The following is a 25372-nucleotide window of genomic DNA, read 5'->3' as shown; positions in this document are numbered from 1 at the left end:
GATGGTCGCCGGGGTCGAGCCGATCGGGGGGCGGCCCCGGCGCCTTCACGGGGGTCACCCATCGACCGGTCGGATCGACGACCTTGCCCGTTCGGATAGTCATCTGTCATTTTCCCGCTGCACCCTGTTACCGGCGTCGATCCGCACTTACCCTGCCACGGCGAGGTGGGGCCAATGACTGTTGTCGAAACGCGGGTCAGCGTCTGGGAGGCGCTGGCCGGGCGTGCTCCCGGTGTTCCCAGCGGTCCTGCCGACCCTGGGTTGTGGCATGCCGTCGTCGAGCGGCTGAACCCGGCGAAGGCCCGGCCGGTCCTGCGGAAGAACATCGAGGACGCGCAGCTGGTGAGCGCGCGCGGCGTGCCGTACGTGATGCTCCGCTCGCCCGACCGCGGGGAGGCCCGGTACCTGCGGCTCACGCCGGAGGAGTGGAAGCTCGCCCTGCTCTGCGACGGCAGCCGCACCGTGGCCCGCCTCGTCGCCGAGTTCGCGAGGCTCGCCGGCAAGCTCGCGCCCGACCAGGTCACCCGCGTCATCGCCGACCTCGCCGCCAACCGCATGCTCGAAGAGCTGCCGGTCGACGCGTTCCGCCCGATCCAGCACACCCACCGCAAGCCGTGGCCGGTGCGCCTCGGCCGCGGCCTGGTGGCGTTCGCGCAGGGCCGCCGGATGGTGCTGGCGAGCGTCGACCCGTTCGTCGGCGCGCTGTACAAGGGCGGCGGCCGGTTGCTGTTCACCCGCGTCGGCGCGATCCTCGCCGCCGCCGTCAGCCTGGCCGGGATCGGCCTCTTCTGCTGGACCTGGGCGCGCGGTGCGCAGTCGGTGTTCCTCACCGAGGACTCGTACATCGTCGGCGCGCTGGTGCTGCTCGGCCTCAACGTGGTGGCGCTCGCCTGTCACGAGCTCGGCCACGCGCTGGCCACCAAGCACGCGGGCCGGAAGGTGCCGGTCGCCGGCTTCCTGGTCTACTTCGGCATCCCCAGCGTGTTCGTCGACACCACCGACGTCTGGATGGCCGGCCGGAAGGCCCGCATCACCACCACCGCCGCCGGACCGGCCGCCGGGCTCGTGCTCGCCGGCTTCGCCATGATCGTGGCGACGGTCTACCCGCCGGCCGCGCCGTGGGCGTTCAAGCTCTGCTTCGCGTGGTACCTCAACGCGTTGTTCAACCTCAACCCGTTCCTCGCCCTCGACGGCTACTACCTCCTCATGGACTGGCTGGAGGTCCCGAACCTGCGGGCCCGCGGCCTGGCCTGGGTGATCGCGCGGGTGCGCCGCCGGCCGCCGCGGTTCGCCCACCTCGACCGCGAGGGCCGGCTGATCGCGTTGTACGGGATGCTCGCCGTGGTGTGGCTGGTGATCGCCGCGAACCTCGCGTATCGCATATACGTCGATCGCGTGGCCGGCCTGACCACGGGGCTGTGGCGGTCGGGGTGGCCGGCGCGCATTTTGTTGCTCGCGGTGGTCGCGGGGTTGCTCTCACCGGTTTGTTACGCGTTCGGCGGCTGGCTGGTACGACGGGTCCGTCGGCTACGTGGTGCCATGCACGAGCGGAGCCGGGCCGCCGACGAGCCGCGCCGGCTGGCCGCGCTGCGGGAATCGGCCCTGGGCCGGTTGCCCGCGCCGGTGCTCGCCGCGCTCGCGGAGCAGGCCCGCTGGGTGCACCCGCGCACCGGTCAGCACCTGGTGTTCGCCGGCGCCGCCCAGCCCGACGTGTTCGTCGTGGTCGACGGCGCGGTCGAGGGCCGGCGTCCGAACGACCCGTCCGGGCTGGTCCGCGAGCGGGTCGGCCCGGGTGGCCTGGTCGGCCTGGCCGGCGCGGTCACCGGCGCACCGGCGGCCCTCACCTGGATCACCGCCGGCACCACGCTGCTCGCCGTGCCGGCGCCCGCGATCGCCGCCGCGATGGGCCCGGTGCTCGGGCCGCCACCGGCCGAGCGGGAAGAGCTGGAGGCGCTGGTCATCGAGTCGCCGGCGCTGGCCGCGCTCACCGAGAGCGACCGGCTCGCGATGACCGCCCGCTCGAAGCCGTCGACGTGGGCGCCCGGCGCACCCGTGACCACCGCCGACCCGACCGACGCGGTCGTGGTCGCGGCCGGTGTTGTCACCCTCGGCGACGGCACCGCCCTGGGCCGCGGCGACCTGATCGGCCCGCGCGGCGAGGGGCAGCCGGCCGCACAGGCCACCGCCCGGACGCCGGTGCGCACCTGGACCCTGCCCGCCGTCAGCGGCACCACCCTGCTCCTGGGCGCCGTCGGTCCCCTGTCGACGGCCGGAGCCACGGCGCCCACGTTCGGCGCCCACCCACCCGCCGCCTACCCGCCGCTCGCCTCCCCACCGGGCGCGCCGCCGCCGGTCGACGAGGACGCCGACCGCCGGTTCGAGCGGAAGTTGTGGTGGCTGCTGCTCCTGTTGCTGGTGTTCGCGCTCGGCGTCACCACCAGCAACATCTGGCCCGGCCCGGCCTGGGCCGAGATGCCCACCGACCAGGCGATGCTCACCGGCCTGCGCGGCACCACCGTCGCCGTCGTCGACGGCAAGGAGATCAAACTCGGCGCGGGCGACGAGGTCTACGTGGGCGCCGGCGACTCGGTCACCGTGGCCCAGCGCTCCGGCGCCTGGCTGACGTTCCGGGGCGGCTCGCGCACCGTGCTGTGCGCCGGGTCGGCGGCCGGGGTCGGCGAGCTGGCCAGCACCGGTTCCGGCCCGATCAAGCCGACCGCCGCGCTGCGGCTCGACCGCGGCCGGATCCTGGTCGACACCGGCGCCTCGTCCGGCGCGTTCGCGCCGCTCGCGCTGGCGCTCGGCACGTCGGCCGGCCCCGTGGCCAACACCGGCGACGCCCGCTGGATCACCGAACCCCAGGCGACCGTGGCGTCGACCGGTGCGGTGCGCCTCTCCGACGACCTGCTGCCGACCACCGACACCACGCTCGACTGCGGTGACGGGGTGGCCCTGCCGGTCTCCGGCACGGCGGAACCGACCGCGGAACCGCCGCCCTCGTCGTCGTCACCGGTGCCGTCGCTGACCCCGGCGCCGTCGAGCTCGACCACCGAGGCCGCGCCCGACCCGACCCGCGACCCCACTCGCGGCCCGACGACGCGGCGCCCGAACCCGCCCCAGAACCCACCCCAGAACCCACCGACGACGGCGCCCACCACGCCGCCCACCACCCCACCGACGACGCCCCCGACGACATCGCCGCCGCCGCCGAGGGACACCACCCCGCCGGTGATCAGCGGAGCCGAAACGGGCGGCATGATCTACGACCCGCAGTGCTTCGAGAACACCTCGACCGCCGGCGTGTTCGCGAACGTGAGCGACTCGGCCTCCGGGGTGAGGTCGGTGGTCGCCCGCTACACGTTCGCGATCAGCGGCCGGAGCGGTCAGGTGACGATGAGCGGCAAGGGCGGGAGCTACTCCGGCACCATCGGCCCGTTCAGCGGAGGGCGCAGTGACCGGATCAACGTGACCATTGTCGCGACCGACGGGGCCGGCAATACTTCTTCCGCCGGAGCCGGCACGGTCTCGTACGTCGGCTGCCCGATCATCGGATAGACACCACCCGGACATAGAGGAGACCGAGTCGGATGTTGTGCTGGTTCTGCGCCAAGGCTGCGCGCGGTTCGTGCCGGTTCTGCGCGCGCGGGCTGTGCGAAGACCACGCGAAGTTCGGCCCGTACCTCCTCGAGGTGCACCGTAGCCAGGCCCGCGGTCGCGCCGAGGGGCTCGTCGTGGAGGACGCCGTGCAGTGTGGGACGTGCCGGCCCCGGCCGCAGCCCGTCCCCATGCCCGAACTTGACTGACCGAGGGACCTTTGGCTCATGACGGATTTCGACGCCGCCCTGGAACGCCTGGTCTCCGACCCGGCGTTCCGTGACGAGTTGGCCACCGACCCGGCCCGGGCGCTCGCCGGTTACCGGCTGTCGCCCGACGAGCTGGACCTGCTGCGGTCGCAGGTCGACACCGGCGCCGGCGACAGCCAGCGCCATGTCGAGACGCGCACCAGCAAGGCAAGCCTGTTCGGGCTGCTCTCGCCGATGGGCGGGCTGGGCGGGCTCGCCGACCCGGCCCCCGGCGGGCAGGGCGGCGGGCAGGGTGGCGGCTCCTTCCTCACCGATCACCCGACCGACCAGCCCACCGGTCCGGGGCGATCGGGCGCGAGTTTCGGTGCCGACGAGGCCCGGTCCGGTGCGAGTTTCGGAGTGGACGAGGGCAGGTCGGGCGCGAGCTTCGGGTCGGCCAGCCCCGGCCAGGGCGGCGGCGACGAGGTCCGGTCCGGTGCCAGCTTCGGCGACGACGGCTCGTCACAGGCGAGTTTCGGCAACGAGACGGACGGCACCGAGTACCGGCCCCGGCACGGCGGCGGTGAAGGGCTCGGCGCGGCGGTGAGCCAGGCCGGCGACTTCATGAGCGACGGCGGGGTCGAGGAGTCGCCGCGCGGAACCATCTACAGCAGCGCGGCCGCGCAGGAGTACACCACCCGGGTCGACGCCAACGGCGACGGCCGGTGGGACAACTTCACGGTGACCGACCGCGACGACGGCGGGGTCGACCTCAACGTCGACCGCGACGGCGACGGCAACGTGGAGTTCGTCGGCCACGACCTCGACCGGGACGGCCTGATCGACGAGGCGACCACCGACGAGGACGGCGACGGGACGCTCGACACCCGGTGGGTCGACAACGACGGTGACGGCTGGCTGGACGCCCGTCAGCAGCCGCCGGCGTACGAGGCCCAGCGCTCGGAGATGCGCGACCCCCAGGCGCAGTAGCCGCGAGCGCGGCACACTTTGGGGAGCACCCGCTGACCGCTGTTACCTACCGTTGAGCACATCACCAACGACGGCTGGGGAGCAGCGGCGATGAGCGAATACGAGTACTACGAGGGCCTTGAGGGGGCCGGCGACGACGGCACCCACAGCGCGCCCGACTCGCTCTGGGCCGATGAACCCACCGGCGCTGACCATAACGCGAACACCTTTACCCACGAGGACGCCGAGTGGGGCCCGTCCCACGATCCCGGTGACGTCGACGGCGCGACCTTCGCGCCCGTCGACGAGCCCGGGGACGCGACCGAGTTCGGGGAATCCGGATTCGGCGAGTACGACGACCAGAGCGCGACCGAGGAGCCCGGCGGACTGCTGGACGGCCTCGAATTCGACCTCTCCGGTCTCGATCTCGGCAGCCTTTCCGATATGAACTTTGATGCCACATATGACCTGATCGGCTCCAGCCCCGGTGAACAGGGCTGGTGGAGTGACCTTTCGTCCGATCACAACCACGACGGGGCGTACGAGACCGTTTCGGCCGACGATTCGTACCTGGCCCTATAGACGCCGCGAGGCGGGACAAACCCGGCGCGTCCGACGGATACTTTCGTCGGGCGCGCCGGTTGATGTTGGACCGCTAGGGTGCTTCCCGTGGCGGGGACGATTGAAGTAAATGACATCCACAAGCGGTACGGCGACACCAGGGCCGTCGACGGCGTGACGTTCGAGGTGCAGGCGGGGGAGTTCTTCGGAATTCTCGGCCCGAACGGCGCCGGAAAGACCACCACCCTGGAGATCATCGAGGGCCTGCGCGAGCCCGACAGCGGCACCGTGAGCGTGTTCGGCACGTCGCCGTGGCCGCGCAACAAGGGGCTGTTGACCCGCATGGGCGTCCAGTTGCAGGCGTCGTCCTTCTTCGAGCGGCTCACCGCGCGTGAGCAGATCCGCATGTTCGCGTCGCTGTACGGCGTCGCGGCCGGCCGGGCCGATGAGATGCTCGACACAGTCGGGCTCACCGACAAGGCCGACAGCCGCACCGAGAAGCTCAGCGGCGGCCAGATGCAGCGGCTGTCGATCGCCTGCGCGCTGGTGCACGATCCCGAACTGGTCTTCCTGGACGAGCCGACGGCCGCCCTGGACCCGCAGGCCCGGCGGAACCTCTGGGACCTGCTGCGGAAGATCAACGACGCCGGACGCACGGTGGTGCTCACCACCCATTACATGGACGAGGCCGAGGCGCTCTGCGACCGGGTCGCGATCATGGACCGGGGCCAGGTGCTCGAACTGGGTCCGCCGGCCACGCTGGTGCGCGGCCTGGAGGCGCCGACCCGCATCTCGGTCGAGAGCGGCGCGCTGCCGATGGCCGACGCGCAGGCGATCCAGCCGTCCGCGACCGTCGAGGACGACGGCGTCTCGCTGACGTTCGCGACCACCGAACCCGGGCCGGTGCTCGCCGCCCTGGCCGACCGCGACGCGCTGCACGGACTGTCCGTGAAGGCCGCGACGCTCGAGGACGTCTTCCTGAACCTGACCGGACGGGAGTACCGGGCCTGATGCTGGGTTTACGGAGCCTTTCGCGGGCGATGCTGCTCGGGTTCGTCCGGGACCGGGCGGCCCTGTTCTTCACGATCTTCTTCCCGCTGATGTTCCTGCTGCTGTTCGGCGGGCTCTTCAAGGACAGCGGGGTCTCCAAGGTCGACGTGCTGCAGGTCGGTGCCGTGCCGGTGCTCGACTCGCTGCCCGCCGACGCGCGGGCCGAACTCGACAAGGTGATGAAGGTCGAGCGCCGCGACGACGCCGCCTCGGCCCTGAAGGCCGTCAAGGACGGCGACGTGGCGGCCTCGGTCGAGCAGCAGGGCGACCAGGTCGTCCTGCACTTCTCCGCGGCCGACCAGGTGCGGGCCGGCACCGTCCGGTCGATCTTCAACTCGCTGGTCGAGGGCGCCAACCAGGCGCAGAGCGGGGTGCCGCCGAAGTTCTCCCTCGATACCCAACAGGTCGAGGACGAGTCGCTGAAGACCATCCAGTTCATCACGCCGGGCCTGCTCGGCTGGGCGATCGCGACCGGTGCGACGTTCGGCGCCGCGTTGACGCTGGTGACCTGGCGGGAGAAGAAGCTGCTCCGCCGTCTGCGGCTGGCGCCGGTGAGCCCGGGTGCGGTGGTGGCCGCCCGGGTGGGCATCAGCCTGCTGATCGCGTTCGCGCAGGCGGCCATCTTCATCGGCGTCGCGTCGCTGCCCTACTTCGGGCTGCAGCTCACCGCCTACTGGTGGATGGCCATACCCCTGATCATGGCCGGCACGCTGGCGTTCCTGTCGATCGGCCTGCTGGCCGGCTCGTGGGCGAGAACGCAGGAGGCCGCGAGCGCGATCGTCAACATCATCGTGCTGCCGATGGCGTTCCTCTCCGGGTCGTTCTTCCCGCTCGACAGCGCGCCGGCCTGGCTGCGCGCGGTCTCGGAGGTCTTCCCGCTCAAGCACCTGAACAGCGCGATGCTCGACGTGATGGTGCGCGGGCGCACCCCCGAGGCGGTGCTGCCGGAGATCGGCATCCTGCTGGGCTTCGCGGTGGTGCTGACGGCGATCTCCGCGAAGCTGTTCAAGTGGGACAGCATCTAACGGGGCCACTCGGTGGAGAGGATCGACATCGTGATCGCGTCGATCCACTCGCCGTCCCAGCGTAGGGCGTCGCGACGGACACCCTCGCGGACGAAACCGACCCTCTCGTAGACGGCCTGCGCCCGTGGATTGAAGGCGTACACCTCCAGTTCCACGCGGTGCAGGCCGACCTCCTCGATCGCGTACCCGACGACCAGCCGGGTGGCCTCGGTGCCCAGGCCGCGCCCGCGGGCGGCCGGGCCGAGGCTGATGCGGAAGCCGCACGCGAGGTTGGTCTCGTCGAGGTCGTTCAGAACCACCTCGCCGGCGTAGGAGCCGGTCCCGCGGTCGATCACGGCCAGGTCGAGCCGGTCGCACTGCTCGCCGCGGGTGGCGTACCAGGCGCGCAGTTGATCGTCGGTGAACGTGGCATGTGTGCCGGTGAGCCGGCCGCCCTCCGGGTCGGCCAGCATCGCGGCCAGGCCGGGCACGTCGTCGACCGTTACCGGGCGCAGGATCACGCGTTCGCCGGTGAGCGTCGGTTTGTGAGTGAACACGAGAGGACCCCCTGGCCCACAGCGTGCCAGGGGGTCCGTCGTAGCGGAACCGATTACACCGTGCGGGCGATCCGGTTGGCCGGACCCGGCGCGATCGGGCCGGTCGCCAGGTAGGCGACCAGGGCGTCGACGTCGAAGCCCGGCGCGGTGACGCGGTTGGTGCCACCGGTGAGGGCGGTGAAGCCGTCACCGCCGTTGGCCAGGAAGTCGTTCGTCGTCACCCGGTAGGTCGCCGCCGGGTCGATCGGCGTGCCGTTGAGCGCGATGTTCGAGATCCGGCTGCCGGCCGGCAGGGTGCTGTTGTAGGTGTAGCTGAACCCGGCCGAGACCTGCAGGATCCGCAGCACCTGTGCGCCGTTGACGGTCGGGAACTGCTGCTCCAGCACGTCCTTGATCTGGGCACCGGTGAGCGTCTGCGTCACCACGAGGTTGTTGAACGGCTGCACCGTGAACGCCTCGCCGTACGTCACCTGGCCGGGTGCTTCGCCACCCGGACTGTTGGCGTACGACAGCGACGCCCGGATGCCGCCCGGGTTCATCAGCGCGATCTGCGCGCCGGCCGAGGCCGCGGTGTACCGGAGTTGCGCGTCGGCGATCACGTCGCCGAGCGGGCTCTCCTGGTTGCTGGTCAGTGCCACGTCGCGGGTGATGTCGCCGCTGATCGAGCCGACGATGCGGTTCGCGATCGGCGCGACGGCGGTGCGGTACTTGTCGGCGACCGTCTTCACCTTCGGGTCGACCAGGGCCGGGTTCCGCACGAACACGCCGGGTGCGGTGGTCTGCCAGGTGCCGTCGGGGTTCCGCACGCCGTTCTCGGCGATCACGTTGCGCGCGCTGACCTCGACGAACTTCCTGGTCCGCCGGTCGAGCTTCATCGAGATGTCGGTGACCAGCTGGCCGTTGGTGCCGGCGCTGGTGACCACGCTCGTGCCGCCCGAGTTCGGCAGTTCGCAGGTGTAGAACCGGTGCGTGTGACCGGAGACGACCACACCGAACTCCGGCCGGAGACCGGCCACGATCGGGGTGATCGCGCCCGCGAAGTTCGCGCAGCTCGACGGGTCGATCACGGCCGGCGGCGGGTTCTGCGCGCCACCCTCGTGGATCGTCAGCACCATCGCCTTGATGCCCAGGAAGCGCTTGAGCAGGTCGGCGTACTTGTTCGCGGTCTCGATCTCGTCCTTGAACTCGACCGTGGTGATGCCGGCCGGGTTCACGATGCCCGGGGTGCCCTTGAGCGTCATGCCGACGAAGCCGACCAGCACGCCGCCGACCCACCGCAGGGTGATCGGCGACAGGTGCGGCAGCCCGGTGTTCTTGTTGACGACGTTCGCCGCGAGGTACTCGAAGTCGGCGCCGCGGTACGGGTCGCCGTCCTGGCAGCCGTCGGTGGGGTGGCACCCGCCGCGCTGCAGCCGCTCGAGCTCCTTGGTGCCCTCGTCGTACTCGTGGTTACCCACCGAGCTGATGTCGAGGCCGATCGCGTTGAGCACCTCGATCGACGGCTCGTCGTGGAACGCGGCGCTCACCAGCGGCGACGCGCCGACCAGGTCACCGGCCGCGACCGTGTAGACGTACGGCGTCTGCTGCCTGGCCTCGGCCCGCAGCTTCTTGACCCAGTAGCCGAGGTACTCCGAGCCGCCGGCGGGCGTGCCGTTGACGGTTGCGCCGCTGCCCGTGGGCGGGTCGAGCGCGCCGTGGAAGTCGTTGAAACCGAGCAGATGACTCTGCACCGTGGAACCGCCGCCGCCACCGTGTTCGAACGCGACCTTCACCGGCGACATCGGCGTCCAGGTGTCGCCGGTTCCGCCGGAGGTGCCGGACTTCGCGAGGGGCAACAACGCGACCACCGCGGCAGCCAGGACCGGGACGGCAAGATGCCGGGCCAGCCGTAACCGCCGTGGTGAGGCCACGGATTCAGCCATGGTCACTCCTTGATGGCTCGAAAACATGAGTCGGTCGCCATCTTTCGCCGCCCGGGCGGTCTACGCGAGCGATGCGATCTTTCGGTTTGGCATCGAGGGGGTAAATCGAGGGTTCAACTCCGCAGATACCGGTCGAAGAAGGCAAGCAGGTCAGCCTCCATGTCGACGGCCCGGGAGACCGCACGCGCGGAATGCCCCACGCCGGTCTCGCGGCGGATCAGGATCGGCCGGTCGCCGGTGGTGGCGTGCTGCACCGCCGCCGCCATCTTGCGGGCGTGCATCGGGTCGACCCGGGTGTCGCCCTCGAACACCACGAACATCGTCGCCGGGTAGTCGGTGCCGTCGGTGACGCGGTGGTAGGGCGAGTAGCCGAGCAGCCAGGCGAGCTGCTCGGGGTCGGACGCCGTGCCGTACTCGCCGGACCAGTTCGGCCCGAGCCCGAACTCCTCGTACCGCACCATGTCGAGCAGCGGCGCCGAGCAGACCACCGCGGCGAACCGGTCGGGCCGCTGGGTGAGCGCCGCACCGACCAGCAGCCCGCCGTTCGAACCGCCGTAGCAGCCGACCGACGAGGCCACGCCCTCCGACACCAGCCAGTCGGCCGCGGCGTGGAAGTCGTCGAACACGTTCTGCTTGTCGGCGAGCATGCCGGCCCGGTGCCAGGCCTCGCCCTCCTCGCTGCCGCCGCGCAGGTTGGCGACCGCGAACACGCCGCCCGCGGCGACCCACGCGAGGGCCAGCGGCCAGTACCGGGGACCCATCGAGACGTTGAAGCCGCCGTAGCCGTACAGGATCGTGGGCTTCGGGCCGGCGGCCGCGCCCACGCCGTCCACGATGAACATCCGCACCGGGGTGCCGTCGGCCGATGTGTAGACGACCTGGCGCACCGCGACGGGTGGCGGCGTCGGTGCGGGTGCGGCCAGGTCGAGGGTCGCCGTGATGGCGCCGGGCCGCCAATGGAGGACGTGCTGGGTGGCGTCGAACGTCTGGAACGCCAGCCACAGGTCCTGGCCGCCCTCGGGCCGCGAGCGCAGGTCGGTGACCGCGCCGACGGCCGGTAGCTCCACCGGGCCGACCAGCGCGCCGGTCAGCAGGTCGTGCACGGTGACCTCGGAGACCGCGTGCCGGGTCCGGTCGACCGCGATCAGGCCCGCGGTGTCGAGCACCGCGAAATCCGAGAGCACCGCCTCGGCGTCCTCTGGGATGAGCGTGGTCCAGACCCTCGGGTCCTCCGGCGACGCCGTGCAGAGGCGGCCGCGCGGCGCGTCGAGGTCGGTCCAGATGTACATCCGGCCGTCGCGCACGCCCGCGTAGGCGCGGGCGTCGCGCTCCGAGCCATCGAAGATCTGGACGAAGGTGAGCTGCTCCCTGTCCAGGTCTGCGAGCCACACGTCGTTGCGCGGGTCGGTGCCCCGGGACGCGGAGACGATCAGCCAGCGGCCGTCGCGGCTGGTGCTGACGCCGAAGTAGGTGGCCCGCTCGGCGCCCTCGCCGAACACGAGCGGGTCGCCGGCCGGATCGGTCCCTACCCGGTGCCGGTACACGCGGCGGTGGTGGACGCCCTCGTCGCCGGGCTGGTGCCGCTGGAAGAAGTACTCCTCGCCGCCGGGCAGCCAGCCGACCGAGCTGTGCCGGGCGCGGTCGATGGGCCCCTCGACGATCTCGCCGGTCGCCACGTCGAGCACGTAGAGCTCGGACTCCTCGGTGCCGCCGGTGGAGACGCCGTACGCGAGCCGGTCGCCCTCGACCGAGGGCTGCCAGACGTCGAGGGTGGTGGTGCCGGCCGGGTCGAGGGCGATCGGGTCGATCAGCACGCGTTCGGTGCCGTCGGCCTCGATCACCAGCAGCACCGAGTGCTCCTGGTGCGGCTCCCGGCGGCGGAGGAACCGGCGGTCGCCGCGCCACACCGGTGCGGTGACGACGCCGGCGCGCTCCAGCTCGTCGAGCGTGGTCCGGAACCGCTCCCGGGCCGGCGCCAGCTCCGCCATCCGGCCGGCGAACAGCTCGTCCTGGGCCGCCGACCACTCCTTGGTGCGCGGGTCGTCGGTGTCCTCGAGCCAGCGGTAGGGGTCGGCCACGCGGTGGCCGTGCAGGTCCTCGACCAGGTCGAGCCGGTCGGCGTCGGGGTAGTCGATCATCAGGCCCTCCCGTAGACGGGGACGATCGCCCCGCTGGTCGCGGCGGACCCGGGGCCGGCGAGGAAGAGGATCGCCGACGCGATGACCCCGGGTGGTACCCACGCGGCGTGGTCGGCGTCCGGCATGGCGGACCGGTTGGTGGGGGTGTCGATGACGCTCGGCACCACGACGTTGCACCGGACGTTGGCGCCGCGGTACTCGACGGCGACCGCCTGCGCGAACGCGGTGACCGCCGCCTTCGCGGTGATGTAGCCCGCCGCGCCCGGGAACGGCCGCTCGGCGGCCCGGCTCCCCACGCACACGATCGAGCCGCCACCGGCCGCGACCAGGTGCGGCAGCGCCGCTCGGGTGACGAGGAAGGTCGGGCGCAGGTTGACGGTGAGCTGCTGCTCGAAGTCCGCTACGGGCAGTTCGTGCACCTTTGGGCCACCCGAGTAGCCGCCGACGAGGTTGATCACGGCGCCGAGTGGGGCGTCCGGATTCCCGGCGGCGATTGATGTGACATCGGACACTGCTGCCTCGTCGGTGAGGTCGATGCCGGTGACGACCTCGACGCCGTCGACGGTTTCGGGCCCGTCGACGGGTTCGGGGCCCTTGCCCCGCGTCGGCAGCACCACCCGCCACCCGTCCTGGGCGAACGCGGCCGTGACGGCCCTGCCCAGCCCGCCGGTGCCACCAGTGATCAGGACGCTGCGATCCGCCATCCCGGCAACTTAACCCGTGACCCGCCGGGCGATTTCACTGGCCGGTCGACCGCCGACGTGGCACTCTCGGTGATGGCGCGCTCGTCCGGTTTCCGACGCCACCACCGGAATGGCGGGTTAATTCGCCGTGGGTGGCTCTCTGGATCTCGTTCTACCTCGGAAAATGCGGCGGATGTTCCTGTGAATATTCACAGGGAAAAGCGGCAATGTGCCGCTACCGGTTAGCAACCAAATTTGTGGTCATCCAAACCCGCCTCTGCGCCGAATAGCTCGGTAGCAGGGAGGTTGAACCTTCGGGGCCCTGGTTGCGTCTTAGTAGTAAGTGGCACAGGTCTCAGCGGTCGTAACCCGATTGGGGTGCGACCGGCGGAATCAAGCCCGTGCCCGTGCTGTTGTGAGTGGGGCCAGCCTTGCGTCGCGTCGGTTTCATCGACCGGAGTGCGGGTAACGCAGACAGACGGCGGGGGAGGGGTCGAAAGAAGTGGGGAACGTGGCGGTTCAGATTCGTACAGATGAGGTTGCCGAAGAGCGCGACCTGGTCGGTGTTTACCTGCACGAGATCTCGCGTACGCCGCTGCTCGACGCAGCGGCCGAGGTGAGGCTCGCAAAGGCGGTGGAAGCCGGGCTCTACGCCGAGCACCTACTCGGTCAGGATGCGCTTCCGTCCGATTTCACCCGCGACGAACTGGAACGGCTCGTCGCTGAGGGGGAACAGGCCAAAGACCAGTTCATCCGGGCCAACCTGCGCCTGGTGGTGTCGATCGCGCGCCGGTATGTCCGGTCCGGCATGCCGATGCTCGACCTCATCCAGGAGGGCAACACCGGCCTGGTGCGGGCGGTCGAGAAGTTCGACTACGTGCGTGGGTACAAGTTCTCCACGTACGCCACGTGGTGGATCCGCCAGGCGATCAGCCGGGCGATCGCCCAGCAGGAGCGCACCGTGCGGTTGCCGGTGCACCTGGTCGAAGACGTCAACAGGATGCGCAGCGCGGCGCGTCAGTACACCCGCGAGCACGGCGCCGACCCGGAACCCGAGCAGTTGGCGCAGGCCCTGCAGGTGCCGGTCGAGCGGGTGCTCGAACTCATCCGCTGGTCGCAGGACACGGTGTCGCTCGACACCCCGGTCGGCGACGACGGCGACACCAACCTCGGCGACCTGGTCGCCGACACCGACGCCCCGTCTCCGGAGGACGTCGTTCTGTCGATGCTGGAACGGCAGCGCATCGAAGGGCTGCTGAACCACCTCGACGACCGCTCGGCGGGCATCATGCGCGCCCGCTACGGCCTGGAAGACGGCCGCGAGCACTCCTTGACCGAGGTGGCCAGTCGGTTCTCGCTGTCGCGGGAGCGCATCCGCCAACTCGAGATCCAGGCGCTCGGCCGGCTCCGCGAGCTTGCCCGCGCCGAAGGCATGGCCGCCGCCTAAAGATCAACCCAGACGAGTTCTCCCTCCCCTCCTACAGAGGACGCCTGCCACAAGCGGGCGTCCTCTGTGCATGCGCGGGACGGTGCGGCTATCTGCCGACGTTGGGCCAGATCGCGGCCTCGAGGATGGTCACCACGCGACGCCAGGTGTCGCGGATGGTCTGCACCTCGTCGCCGTTCAGCCGGCGATCCTTCCACCACTGGCCGGACCGCCGGCCCCGGTGCGCGCGCATCGTGTCGTCGAGCTGGTCGAGCAGGTTTCCGCGCCCGAACGGCGCCAGCACCGGCCGCAGGTCGAGGGCGTTGCCCAGCTCGACGGCGAGGTCGCGGGCGGCCACCAACAGGTCGGGGCTCCACTCCTTGGTGCCGTGGCCGATGTTGGCCACGATCAGGTCGAGCTCGTACGCCTCGACGGTGTAGCGCTCGGCGGTGGCGGCGTCGATGCTGTGCTGCACCAGGTGCCAGTCGGCGAGGTCGGTGAGATCGTGCTGGTCGGGGCCGCGCAGGTAGTTGACCATCTCGGGCAGGTCGTCGAAGACCAGCATCTGGCCGTCGACGGTGAGGAACGCCGCGTCGGGGTCCTCGTCGGGGTCCTCGGCCGGGAGGTAGCAGCGCAGGGTGAATCCGGCGCTCTCGCCGATGGCGAGATCGAGGACCTGCACCAGCGAGGTCCAGGGCGGCTGCTGTTGGAGCGGCATGTACTGGGGCTGACCCGGCGGGCCCACGACCCGTGCCGGCCCGTACGCCGGTGGCTGAGCCGGGTGGTAGCCGGGCGGCCCGACCGGGGTGTAGGCCGCCGGCGCGGAGTTGTAGCCCGGCGGGGCCGGGCCGTACGCGGGGGCGGGTGGGCCGTAGCCGGCCGGAGCGGAGACGGGCGCGTATTGCGTGGCGCCGTAGCCCGGTGACACGGGGCTGTACGGCTGGGCCGGGAACTGGCCGCTCGGGCCGGACACCGGTGCCGCCGCGGGTCCGCCACCGGACACCGGTGCCGGGGTCGGCCCGGCCGGCCACGCCGACCCGGCGGGCCCGGCCACGCCTGCCGGCTGCGCCGACCCGGCGGGGTCGTCGGCAAGGCAGCCCTCGGCGACGGCGAGTTCCGGTTGCTCGATCGCCGTCGGCGCGACTCCGAGGGCGCGGTGCAGCAGCGTCGCGATCAGCGGGACCCGGCTCGCGCCGCCGACCAGGAAGACGTCGAGCGGCACCGACTCGGGCAGGGCCGCCCGGCGGATCGAGGACTTCGTGGTCGCCACGGTGCGTTCGAGCAGGGGCCGGACCAGCCGCTCGAACTGTGCCCGGCCCAGCGGCAGGTCCTGCTCCAGCAGCGGAACGAAGATGATCGTGGTCGCCGACCGGCTCAGCATCTCCTTGGCCGTGCGGACGTCGTCCCACAGCTGGCGGCGGGCCCGGCGGTCCTGCGTGGTGGTGGGCTGCTCCAGGCGGGCCCAGACCGACTCGGCGTTCTCGACGACGGCGCCGAGGAAACCGATGATGGCCGCGTCGATGTCGAGGCCGCCGATGTCGGCCAGGCCGTCGGTGACGCGCACCTCGAAGCCGCCGGTGGCGCGGGCCACCACGCTCACGTCGAACGTGCCGGCGCCCAGGTCGTACACGACGAGGTTTCCCGGCGGCCGGTTCCGGTCGCGCACCACGGCGTCGAAGTAGGACGCCGCCGCGATGGGCTCCGGCACCAGCCGGGGCTCGCGCAGGCCGGCGGCCGCGGCCGCGTCGAGCAGCGTGCGCTTGCGGTGCTCGCCCCAGGCGGCCGGGCACGCGATGGTGACGTCGAGCGGCGCGCCGCCGGCCACCGTCGAGGCCTCGATGGCGACCCGGCGCAGCACCTCGGCGATCAGCGCGGTGACCGGCACCTCGGTGGACCCGAGCAGCACGGTGCCCTCGTCGATGCGCTGCTTCGGGTTCGGCTCGAACCGGGCCGGATCGACGCGGGCGGAGTGCTGCGCGTCGCGGCCGACGAGGAGCCGCCCGTCGTCGGCGAGGAAGACCGCAGAGGGCAGCAGCGGCGAGCCGTCGAAGAGCATGGGTCGGGTGCGGCCGTCGGGCCAGCGTAGGCAGGCCACGGTCGTGGACGTACCGAAGTCGATCCCCAGGCGGTAGTCGGCCACCGCCTAACCCTATGCGCGGTGCGCGACCACGAAGATCCTGGGGAAGGGCAGGATCGTGCCGAACGCGGTCGGCGGGTACTCCTCCCGGAGGAGCGCGCCCACCTCGGCCCGGAAGTCGGCCTGTGCCGCCGGGTCGTCGCCCAGCGCGTCGAGGTACGGGCGGAGCCCGGTGCCGGCGAACCACTCCAGCACCGGATCGGGGCCGGGGAGCACGTGGTGGTAGGTCGTCTCCCACGCGTCGACGGTGAGGCCGGCGGTGGCGAGCACGTCGATGTACTCCGCGACCGGCCGCACCGGCGACCCGGCCGACCGCGGGCCGGTGCCGGCGGCCGCGCCGGCGAGCCGCGCCGCCCAGCGCGGTTGCGCGGCGACCGACTGGAACACCGCGCCGGAGCGCATGCCCGCACTGCTCGGCACCTGGAACGCGATCGCGCCGCCCGGCCGCACCGCCTTCGCCCAGGCGGGCAGCAGCGCGACGTGGTCGGGCACCCACTGCAGCGCCGCGTTCGAGACGATCACGTCGACCGGCGGCGCGTCCCAGTCCCCGATCGAACCGACCGAGAACCGTAAGCGGCCGGGACGCGCGTGCGCCCCGGCCGCCTCGATCATGTCGAGCGACGAATCGATGCCGAGCACGTCGGCCGCCGGCCAACGGTCGGACAATAGCGCCGTCGTGGGACCCGGCCCGCAGCCGAGATCGACCACGGTGACCGGGTTGGGGGTGTGGACCCGGCCGATCAGGTCGAGAAACGGGCGTGCCCGCTCATCGGCGAAGCGCTGGTACTGCGCCGGATCCCACGACGGCGAGTTCACCACCCGGTCAGCCCGGCCGGCTGTACGCGATCGGGCTCTGGATCGCCCGGATCGCCACCGGCTGGCCGGCCCGCGAGGCGTGGACGATCTGGTTGTTGCCGATGTAGAGGCCCACGTGCCCGAAGCCGTTGTAGTACACCAGGTCGCCCGGCTGCAGGTCACCCCGCGAGATGTGCCGGGTGCGCTGGTACTGCTGCGAGGCGTTGTGCGGCAGGCCGACCCCGGCCCGACTCCAGGCCGCCTGGGTGAGGCCGGAGCAGTCGTACCGGTCGGGACCGGCGGCGCCGTACAGGTACATCTTGCCCACCTGCGCGCGGGCGAAGGCGACGGCGATCGCACCCTTACCGCTGTTGGGCGGTGGCGGCTGGTAGTTCGACGAGGTGCCGGTGGACGTCTGGGACGACCCGGTGGACCGCACCGACTTTTCCAGCGCCTCGAGCCGCTTGATCTCGGCCTCGATCGCCGCCTTCTTGTCGCCGAGCAGCTTCTGCTGCTGCGTTGCCGCCGTGATCAGGTCGGCCAGGCGCTTCTGCTCGGCCACGAGCTGCGACTTGGCCTCGGCGAAGCCGGCGATGTCGCGCTGGCGGGAGCGGGACACCCGCTCCATGGCCTCCGCCTGACGGGCGAGCGAGGTGCTGTTCCGCGCACCGAGCAGGTATGCCGCGGTGGAGAGGCTGCCGCCGCTCTTGTAGGCGCTGACGGCGAACTTTCCGACGTCGCCCTGTGCCACGTCGACCCTGGCCTGCAAGCCGCCGAGCTTCTGCTCGATCTCGCCCGCCGCGGCCTGCGCGGCCTTGACCTCCTCGCCGATGCGGTTGAAATCCTCGATGACGTGTTCGAGATCGTCGTATGCCTTGTCGAGCTGCTGCTCGGTGGTGGGCTCGGCGTTGGCGACGGTGGCGGGAAGCATGATCCCGACCGCGACAGCCACGCACGCGAGCACCCGGAGGAGCCGCTGCACTGACAGCAAAACGGTGCCCTTCATCCGACGCCTACCGGGTTAGCTGACGGGTTCGGGCGGGAAGGCGGCCCTACCGCAAGGTGCTGCGGATTCACCCCTGACCATCTCCGTGGTGGAGACGGCCGGTGGTTCCCCGGCTCGGTGAAACGCCCCCATGTCTCGGGCGCCGCACAAGAATCGATTCGGCGGGCCGGCCCGGAGTCGCCCCGTCTGGACGACCGACGTCCGAACAGGCCGTCACCAAGTTAGCCAGATCATGCTGGGACGGAAAGCGGAGAGTCCAGTTCGATGGGTAAAGAGGCAAATGTTCAAATTACCCACTGTGATTGGCTGGGCACCCACCCCGGGGCGCGGCGGGCCGCGCTCACGTGCGTCCCATAATCTCTTTGTTCTTTCGTCGGTGCCCGGGGAGATTCATGAAACGGCATGTCATCGCCATTGCCCTGATCGGCGGCCTGCTCGCCGGATCGGTGACGGCCTGCCGCGACGGTGAGCGCCCGATCGACAACGGGGCCGGCGTGACCAGCGAACCCTGCCCGAAGGCGATTGACCGCAGCAAGGGCTGCATCTACCTGGGCATCATCTCCGATCTCACGGTCGGTCCGCGCTCGGCCGAGGCGGTGGCGGTCACCGAGGCGCAGCAGAAATTCTGGGACCGCGTGAACCGCGCCGGCGGCATCGGCGGTCATGAGATCGACGTCGTCACGTACGTGCGCGACAACAAGGCCGACCCGGCCACGCACGTGCGCGCGTACCGGGAGATCCGCGGCAAGGTTCTTGCGCTGGCGCAGACGATGGGCGAGCACGGCACGGCCGCGATCCTGAGCGACCTGCGCACCGATCCCATGCTGGCCGTTCCGGCATCGCGGACGTCGGCCTGGTCGTTCGAGCCGGACATGCTCGAATCCGGTGCCAACTACTGCGTGGAGGGCATCAACGCGGTCGACTACGCGCGTGCCACGGGCACGGTCCGGTCGATCATGTCGATCCACCTCCCCGGCGAGTACGGCGACGACGGTGCGGCCGGGGTGAAACTGGCGACGTCGCTGAACTCGATCACGTTCATCAACGTCAAGACCGATCCGGGCGCCGACCGCCAGGACGGCGCGGCGAGCGCCATCATCGCCCGGCGGCCCGACGTGGTCATCCTGGCGACGACGCCGGCCGAGACCGAGGTGATCGTGCGGAAGGCGGCCGAGGGCGGCTACCGCGGCCGGATCATCGGCGCCGGGCCGACCTGGGACCAGGCGCTGTTACGCGGACCCGCGGCGGCGGCGCTGAAGGCGTCGTACGTGCGCATCACGCCGTGGGGACCGTGGAACGCGGACACGCCCGGACACCGCGCCATGCGGGCGGCGCTGGGCTCGCTGGCCCCGCAGGACGGGCACGTGGGCGGGTGGGTCTCGTCGTACCCGCTGAAGGCGGCGCTGGAGACGGCGGCTGCGCGCGAGGACCTGACGCACTCCGGCCTCCAGGCGGTCGCCCGGGACCTGAAGACCGTGGACTACGAGGGCATGCTCCCGGCCGGCGCGGCGAACCAGAGCATGATCGTGAGCCCGGCCACGGGTACGGGCGCGGCCGACGTGCCGGTGGTACGCGGCTTCTTCGCCGGGCCGACGGTGGGCCGGACGGAGCTCGACCACCCCTGCTTCCAGGACCTGTGAACTACCGGAACTCGTCGGCGATCTTTCGGACCAACGCCTCGGAGTCGGCCGGGTTCAGGGCCCGCTGACGCAGGTTGGCGAGCAGCAACTGGTACTTCGACACCTGGTCGACCTTGTCGATCAGCATGTCGTACCAGGCGTTCTCGAGGTATACGACCGGCGGGTCGGAGGAACCGGCGAACGACAGCACCGCGAACGTGCCGGAGTCGACGTAGGGCCCCGCGGTGAACGGGATGACCTCGATCACGATGTTGGGGCGGGTGTTGAGGTCGGCCAGGTGCAGCAGCTGCTGGCGCATCACGGCCGGACTGGCGGCGACCCGGCGCAGGGTCGCTTCGTCGAGCACCACCCGGAACATGGGCGCGCCCTCGACCTCGAAGAGGGCTTTCTGGCGGCGCAGGCGCACCTCTTCGCGGACGTTGACGGACTCGGGCCCGGCCACGTCGTTGACGATGCCGCCGAGGACGTAGCGCATGTACGCCTGCGTCTGCAGCAGCCCGGGAATCAGCGTGGACTGGAACGTCTCGATCGACGACGCCTCGGCCTCGAGGCCGAGCAGCTTCTCGAAGTCGAGCGACGGGAGGTGGTCGCGGTAGGCCGCCCACCAGGGCCGCTCGCGCGAGGTCTTGGCCAGCCGGATGAGGCCGTTGATCTCCTCGGGGTCGCGGACGCCGTAGTGGGCGAGCAGCGAGCGCAGGTCGGTGGTGGAGATACCGACCGTGCCCTTCTCGATCCGGATCAGTTTGGACAGCGACCAGTCCATCGCCTCGGCGACCTGTTCCTGCGTCGCGCCCGTGTTGTCTCGGGCATGGCGGAGAGCCGCGCTCAGGCGCCGCCGCCCCAGGATTGGCCCGTGCAGTTCAGTGCTCATCATCCACCCGCGTCGAAACGCCACTTGGCATTTGGCACAGTCTAGGTCTGCCACGTGTCAGAGCGACAGACCCATTTGGGCCCTTTTTGCGGTTGGTGAACAGCGTGCGGCCATCGAACGTGCGCACCGTCATAACTTTAGCATTGCACCGGAAGTGCAAATTTAAACGTGGGGGGCGAAGCGGCGTGGAATTGCCGCCATTGGTGGATACGTCTGCGGCGGTGCTCGTGACCTCTGGTTATCACCTTTGGTGGCGTGGTGATCACCGGCTCGAAAACCAATTCCGAGGATGCGAACGCGCAATCATTGGAACCGTTCAGAATCACCTTCCGGGTTATCCGGATAACGCGTGCCGGGGTTACTCACGAGTTGCTGATCGCGGCCGGCCGGTGCGCCGTCGGCCGGCCGGTGGTGAAAGGTGAAAACGTGTGGTCTGCTCGGTGGGTAAGGGACTCGTCGGCCATCGCTGACGGTGGCGCCGACGTTCCGTTGGGTGCACTGCCGGTCGCCGCGGGACTTCGAATTACTCGGCGGGTCGGAAAACGGTCGGCCCGACAGGTAGCCGTCCGACACGTGTCGGACCGCCAAACCCCGAAAGTGCCCGTCTTGCAGGGGCTTCGGCCGTCGACTGTCCACAAGGGCCGGTCGTCTCCGTCGGTTACTGGTCAACTACAAAATAATCGCCGGAAAATGCGAGTTGCGGTTGTGACGAGAGTTGTCGATGCATCGTGAAGTGCGGGAATAACCGTTGGTGCATCGCACATCTGCAGACGGTATGGAAATGGTCCCCCGGGAGAGTGAATATCGGGAAGATAACAAATTCGATCATCACGTCTACGCATTTTCGTCGTTCGTGGCAACGTGTTGCCAATGAGCGCTGACGTCGCGGCGGAATCGTCGCCATCTGACCCAACGGCCGTCCCCCAGTGGCGGCGTAGTTCCTATTGTGCCAACGGGGCGTGCATTGAGGTGGCGACCGACGACCCGCACTACGTCGGTATACGCGACAGCAAGGCGCCCGCCGCAGGAGAGCTGTGGCTGACCCCCGTCGAGTTCCGGGCGTTCATCGCCGCGGTACGCGACGAAAATTTCGGCTAGACGGACACGGTCTTGTAAGCCTCCCCGGGCTCGCCTTCACTGTAGGTGAAACGGCGAGTTCGGGAGGTATCGGTGATCGACAACGCTGGTGCGCGGCAGCCCTCGGGCTGGCGGCGCAGTTCCCGGTGTTCCGACGCGGCGTGCGTCGAGGTCAACCCGGTGGGCGGCGAGGTGCTCGTCCGCAACACCGGTGACCCAGGCGTGCAGCTCAGGCTCACCGCCGAGCAATGGCGATCGCTGCTGGACACGGTGAAGTCCGACGGGTTCAGTCCGCCGGAGGCCACCACGTAGCCGCTGTTAATTCCCTCCTTTTGCCCCCTTTCCGGTTCAAACGGCGGATGATTGAAATGATCATCCGCCGACGACCGACGAATGGGGCTCAGGCGTGCTTCGACCCAGGGCGCTGCGTGCTGCCCTCGCGATCCTCGTCCTGCCGCCGCTGGCGCTGTTCACGGGTGCCCACCCGGGCATCGGCAATCCGAAACCCGCCGCGACGACGCTGCGGAAAGCGGCCGACCTCACGCCCGTCACCCGGTCGGTGGCCGCGAAGACGCCGTCCAGCCGCCTCGCCCGGTCCGACGAGAGCCTGCTCGCGCGCACCGACAGCGCGCCCGTGCAGGTGGTCGTCAAGCTCGACTACGAACCGGTCGCCATCTACGGCGGCACGCTGCCCGGCCTGCCCGCGACCGGCCCGGCGCACACCGGTCGCCAACTCTCCGGCAGCCCCGACGAGCACAAGTACGAAGAGCACATCAAATCCCGCGAGGACGCGTTCCTGGCCGCCGCCGCGAAGAAGGTCCCCACCGCGACGGCCGGACAGCGCCTGCGCACCGTCTACGGCGGCGTGACGTTCACCGCCCCCGCCAACCGCCTCCGCGACCTCGCGTCGATCCCGGGTGCCGTCGCCGTACAGGCCGACTCGGTCCGCGAACCGCTCACCGACTCCAGCGTGGATTTCATCGGTGGAGTCGACAACAGGACCGGTGGCGCCGGCGCGGACGGTGCCGGGGTGCTCGTCGGCGTCCTCGACAGCGGCGTGTGGCCGGAGCACCCGTCGTTCGCCGAGACGGCCGCCAGCCAGGCCCCACCGCTGAAGGCCGACGGCACGCCGCGCACCTGCGACTTCGGCCCGGATCCGACCGTCGACGGCGGCAAGGGCCAGCCGTTCCGCTGCAACCGCAAGTTGATCGGCGGCGCGCCGTTCCTGTCCGGCTACCTCGCCGACGCCAAGCGCGCCGCCGAGGAGAAGTACACGACCGCCCGCGACTCCAACGGCCACGGCACGCACACCGCGTCGACCGCCGTGGGCGATGTGGTCGCGAAGGCGCCGGTTCTCGGCGTCGACCGGGGACCGGTGCGGGGCGTGGCGCCGGGCGCCTGGCTCTCCGTGTACAAGGTGTGCGGCGCGCACGGGTGCTTCTCGTCGGACTCGGTCGCCGCGGTCGGGCAGTCGATCCGGGACGGCGTGCAGGTCATCAACTTCTCGGTCTCCGGCGGCACCGACCCGCAGACCGACCCGGTTGAGCTGGCGTTCCTCGACGCGTACGCGGCCGGCGTCTTCGTCGCCGCGTCGGCGGGGAACGACGGGCCGGGCGTGGGCACGGCCAACCACCTCGCGCCGTGGGTCACCACGGTCGGCGCGTCGACGCAGCGCCGCGAGTTCGTCTCCGCGCTCAAGCTCAGGAGCGGCGCCACCGAGGAGACGTTCGAGGGCGCGTCGATCACCGGCGGGGTCGGACCGGCGCCCGTCGTGCTGGCCGAGAGCGTCACCGGATACAAGGCGCTGTGCAGCACCAAGGCGGCCGCCAACTCGTTCACGGGGAAGATCGTCGCCTGCGAGCGCGGTGGTGGCATCGGACGCGTCGAGAAGGGCAACAACGTCAAGGCCGGCGGCGCGATCGGCATGATCCTCTACAACCCGACGCTGCAGGACGTGGAGACCGACAACCACTGGCTGCCCACGATCCACCTGGCCGACGGCACCAAGGCCAAGAAGTTCCTCACCGACCACAAGGACGTCACCGGATCGTTCACCGCCGGCACCAAGCGCGCCGGCCGGGGCGACGTGATGGCGGCGTTCTCCTCGCGCGGCCCGGCCGGTTCGTTCATCAAGCCCGACGTCACCGCGCCCGGCGTGCAGATCCTCGCCGGGCACACGCCGACCCCGGAGTCGCCGGCGGAGGGCCCGCCGGGCGAGCGGTTCCAGGCGATCGCGGGCACGTCGATGTCGTCGCCGCACGTCGCCGGCGGTGCCGCCTGGCTCAAGGCCCGGCATCCGGACTGGAGCCCGGGACGGATCCGGTCGGCGCTGATGACCACGGCGACCGCCGAGGTGGTCAAGGAGGACCTGAAGACGCCCGCCGACGCGTTCGACATGGGTGCCGGCCGGATCCGCCTCGACCGGGCCGACACGGCCGGGCTGGTGTTCGACGAGACGGCGGCCCGGCTCACCGCGATGGCGGGCGACGACGTCAACGCCGTCCACCTGAATCTTCCGTCCGTGAACGCGCCCGTCATGCCCGGGCGGGTGACCACCGTGCGGACCGCGACCAACGTCACCGGGCGGACCGTGACCTACCGGACCAGCGCGACCACCACGGCCGGAGCGACCCTGACCGTGCTGCCGGCAACGCTGACCGTGCTGCCCGGCCGCAGCGCCGAACTGTCGATCAGCATCCGGTCGGAGGCACCGACGAAGCAGTTCTTCGGCACCGTGGCGCTGGCACCGGCGACCGCGGCCGACGGGCCGGACCTGCACCTGCCGGTGGCGTTCGTGCCCAAGGCGGGGCCGGTGTCGGTGACCAGCGTCTGCAACCCCGACACGGTGGCGGTGAGCGCGACCAGCCTGTGCACGGTGAGCGCGACGAACACGACGTACGAGCCGGCCACCGTGGACCTGACCACGACGTTGTCGAACAACCTCACCGCGGACAGCGCCAACGGCGCGATGATCGTCGACCCGCACGCGGTCGAGGTGCGGCAGGCGGCGCTGGCCGGGATGGTGCCGGGCACGCCGTCGGTGGAGCCCGGGCAGATCTTCGGGTACCAGCCGCTGGACAGCTTCGGGATCGGTGCCGACGCGATCGGTGACGAGGAGATCGTCAACTACGACCTGCCCACGCCCACCCTGTACGGCGGGCAGGAGCATCGCCGGGTCGGCATCACGTCGAACGGCTACCTGATCCTCGGCGGCGGCGACGAGCGCGACGTGGTGTGCTGCGAACTGGGCCAGTTGCCCAACCCGGCGCGGCCGAACAACGTCCTCGCGCCGTTCTGGACCGACCTCGACGGCACCGGCGCACCGGGCGTGCTGGCCGGCGTGCTGACGGCGGCCGACGGCAGTTCGTGGCTGGCGGTGGAATGGCGGGTCAACGTGTACGGCACCACCAGCCAGCGCGTCTTCCAGGCCTGGTTGCGGCTCGGGAGCGAGGAGATCGGGTTCGCCTACCCGGCCGACAACATGCCGACCGACCCGGGCAAGCCGTTCCTGGTGGGCGCGGAGAACGTGAACGGGTCCGGTGGCGAGCAGTTGCCGACGGGCACGCTGCCGACCGGCGACCTGCTGGTCACCACGTCGAAGCCGGTGCCGGGCGGATCGGTGACGTACTCGGTGACGGTGCGCGGTGCCACGGCCGGCGACGGCACGGTGTCGACCCGGATGGACAGCCCGCAGGTGCCGGGGGTGACGACGGTGACGTCGAAGGTGAGAGTCTCGTGACCTCGCGGAGCGAGG

The 25372-nt window shown here is 70.9% G+C and carries 18 protein-coding genes and 1 riboswitch; of the genes, 10 read left to right on the top strand and 8 right to left on the bottom strand.

Features of this window, described 5'->3' with window-relative positions:
* Nucleotides 1–174: 174 nt before the first annotated feature.
* The 5 genes from Vau01_RS04650 (at nucleotide 175) to Vau01_RS04630 (ending at nucleotide 7387) form a co-directional block, all read left to right on the top strand.
* Nucleotides 175–3555, top strand: coding sequence for a cyclic nucleotide-binding protein (locus tag Vau01_RS04650; protein WP_203987547.1), 3381 nt, complete (start codon nucleotides 175–177; stop codon nucleotides 3553–3555).
* Between the two features lie 266 nt (nucleotides 3556–3821).
* Nucleotides 3822–4772, top strand: a complete 951-nt coding sequence (locus tag Vau01_RS04645; RefSeq protein ID WP_203987545.1) for an Os1348 family NHLP clan protein — start codon at nucleotides 3822–3824, stop codon at nucleotides 4770–4772.
* Nucleotides 4773–4862: 90 nt separating this feature from the next.
* Nucleotides 4863–5333: a hypothetical protein gene (locus Vau01_RS04640; protein ID WP_203987543.1), complete on the top strand. Its 471-nt coding sequence runs from the start codon at nucleotides 4863–4865 to the stop codon at nucleotides 5331–5333.
* A gap of 87 nt (nucleotides 5334–5420) precedes the next feature.
* A complete protein-coding gene (locus Vau01_RS04635) occupies nucleotides 5421–6323 on the top strand; it encodes an ABC transporter ATP-binding protein (protein WP_203987541.1) in 903 nt (300 codons plus the stop codon).
* The gene (locus Vau01_RS04630) at nucleotides 6323–7387 is read left to right on the top strand and encodes an ABC transporter permease (protein WP_203987539.1); all 1065 of its coding nucleotides are present in this window, start codon (nucleotides 6323–6325) and stop codon (nucleotides 7385–7387) included. The genes Vau01_RS04635 and Vau01_RS04630 overlap by 1 nt, the downstream gene beginning before the upstream one ends.
* On the opposite strand, the gene Vau01_RS04625 is transcribed toward Vau01_RS04630, so the two are convergent.
* The 4 genes from Vau01_RS04625 to Vau01_RS04610 form a co-directional block, all read right to left on the bottom strand.
* Complete coding sequence (locus Vau01_RS04625; RefSeq protein WP_239151300.1) at nucleotides 7384–7923, bottom strand: GNAT family N-acetyltransferase; 540 nt, start codon at nucleotides 7921–7923, stop codon at nucleotides 7384–7386. The genes Vau01_RS04630 and Vau01_RS04625 overlap by 4 nt on opposite strands.
* A 53-nt stretch (nucleotides 7924–7976) precedes the next feature.
* A complete protein-coding gene (locus Vau01_RS04620) occupies nucleotides 7977–9845 on the bottom strand; it encodes a bifunctional metallophosphatase/5'-nucleotidase (RefSeq protein ID WP_203987537.1) in 1869 nt (622 codons plus the stop codon).
* 113 nt (nucleotides 9846–9958) lie between these two features.
* Nucleotides 9959–11983, bottom strand: a complete 2025-nt coding sequence (locus Vau01_RS04615) for a prolyl oligopeptidase family serine peptidase (protein ID WP_203987534.1) — start codon at nucleotides 11981–11983, stop codon at nucleotides 9959–9961.
* Entirely contained in the window at nucleotides 11983–12687 is a 705-nt protein-coding gene (locus Vau01_RS04610) for an SDR family NAD(P)-dependent oxidoreductase (protein WP_203987532.1), read from the bottom strand. The genes Vau01_RS04615 and Vau01_RS04610 overlap by 1 nt, the downstream gene beginning before the upstream one ends.
* Nucleotides 12688–13168: 481 nt before the next feature.
* On the opposite strand from Vau01_RS04610, the gene Vau01_RS04605 reads away from it, so the two are divergent.
* Nucleotides 13169–14113, top strand: a complete 945-nt coding sequence (locus Vau01_RS04605) for a sigma-70 family RNA polymerase sigma factor (protein WP_203987530.1) — start codon at nucleotides 13169–13171, stop codon at nucleotides 14111–14113.
* Nucleotides 14114–14201: 88 nt separating this feature from the next.
* On the opposite strand, the gene Vau01_RS04600 is transcribed toward Vau01_RS04605, so the two are convergent.
* Genes Vau01_RS04600 through Vau01_RS04590 form a run of 3 tightly spaced genes read right to left on the bottom strand, consistent with a single transcriptional unit; the run spans nucleotide 14202 to nucleotide 18006 of the window.
* A complete protein-coding gene (locus Vau01_RS04600) occupies nucleotides 14202–16232 on the bottom strand; it encodes an Hsp70 family protein (RefSeq protein ID WP_203987528.1) in 2031 nt (676 codons plus the stop codon).
* A gap of 9 nt (nucleotides 16233–16241) precedes the next feature.
* Nucleotides 16242–17048, bottom strand: coding sequence for a methyltransferase domain-containing protein (locus Vau01_RS04595; protein WP_239151299.1), 807 nt, complete (start codon nucleotides 17046–17048; stop codon nucleotides 16242–16244).
* A gap of 4 nt (nucleotides 17049–17052) precedes the next feature.
* Entirely contained in the window at nucleotides 17053–18006 is a 954-nt protein-coding gene (locus Vau01_RS04590) for a C40 family peptidase (protein ID WP_203987526.1), read from the bottom strand.
* A gap of 13 nt (nucleotides 18007–18019) precedes the next feature.
* Nucleotides 18020–18182, bottom strand: a riboswitch (cyclic di-AMP (ydaO/yuaA leader).
* A 240-nt stretch (nucleotides 18183–18422) separates the two neighbouring features.
* Between Vau01_RS04590 and Vau01_RS04585 the strand changes: the two genes are divergently transcribed.
* On the top strand, nucleotides 18423–19670 hold the full coding sequence (locus Vau01_RS04585; RefSeq protein WP_203987524.1) for an ABC transporter substrate-binding protein: 1248 nt from the start codon (nucleotides 18423–18425) through the stop codon (nucleotides 19668–19670).
* 1 nt (nucleotide 19671) lies between these two features.
* On the opposite strand, the gene Vau01_RS04580 is transcribed toward Vau01_RS04585, so the two are convergent.
* Nucleotides 19672–20541 carry a helix-turn-helix domain-containing protein gene (locus Vau01_RS04580; protein ID WP_203987522.1) on the bottom strand — a complete coding sequence of 290 codons (870 nt, stop codon included), beginning with the start codon at nucleotides 20539–20541 and terminating at the stop codon, nucleotides 19672–19674.
* Between the two features lie 870 nt (nucleotides 20542–21411).
* Here Vau01_RS04580 and Vau01_RS64520 point away from each other — a divergent pair.
* The 3 genes from Vau01_RS64520 (at nucleotide 21412) to Vau01_RS04565 (ending at nucleotide 25357) form a co-directional block, all read left to right on the top strand.
* Nucleotides 21412–21639, top strand: coding sequence for a DUF397 domain-containing protein (locus Vau01_RS64520; protein WP_203987520.1), 228 nt, complete (start codon nucleotides 21412–21414; stop codon nucleotides 21637–21639).
* A gap of 72 nt (nucleotides 21640–21711) precedes the next feature.
* On the top strand, nucleotides 21712–21930 hold the full coding sequence (locus Vau01_RS04570; RefSeq protein ID WP_203987518.1) for a DUF397 domain-containing protein: 219 nt from the start codon (nucleotides 21712–21714) through the stop codon (nucleotides 21928–21930).
* A gap of 94 nt (nucleotides 21931–22024) precedes the next feature.
* The gene (locus Vau01_RS04565; RefSeq protein ID WP_203987516.1) at nucleotides 22025–25357 is read left to right on the top strand and encodes a S8 family serine peptidase; all 3333 of its coding nucleotides are present in this window, start codon (nucleotides 22025–22027) and stop codon (nucleotides 25355–25357) included.
* Nucleotides 25358–25372 lie beyond the last annotated feature (15 nt).

Source organism: Virgisporangium aurantiacum (genome assembly GCF_016863635.1).
GTDB classification, from domain to species: domain Bacteria; phylum Actinomycetota; class Actinomycetes; order Mycobacteriales; family Micromonosporaceae; genus Virgisporangium; species Virgisporangium aurantiacum.
This window is presented reverse-complemented; position numbering and strand designations above follow the sequence as displayed.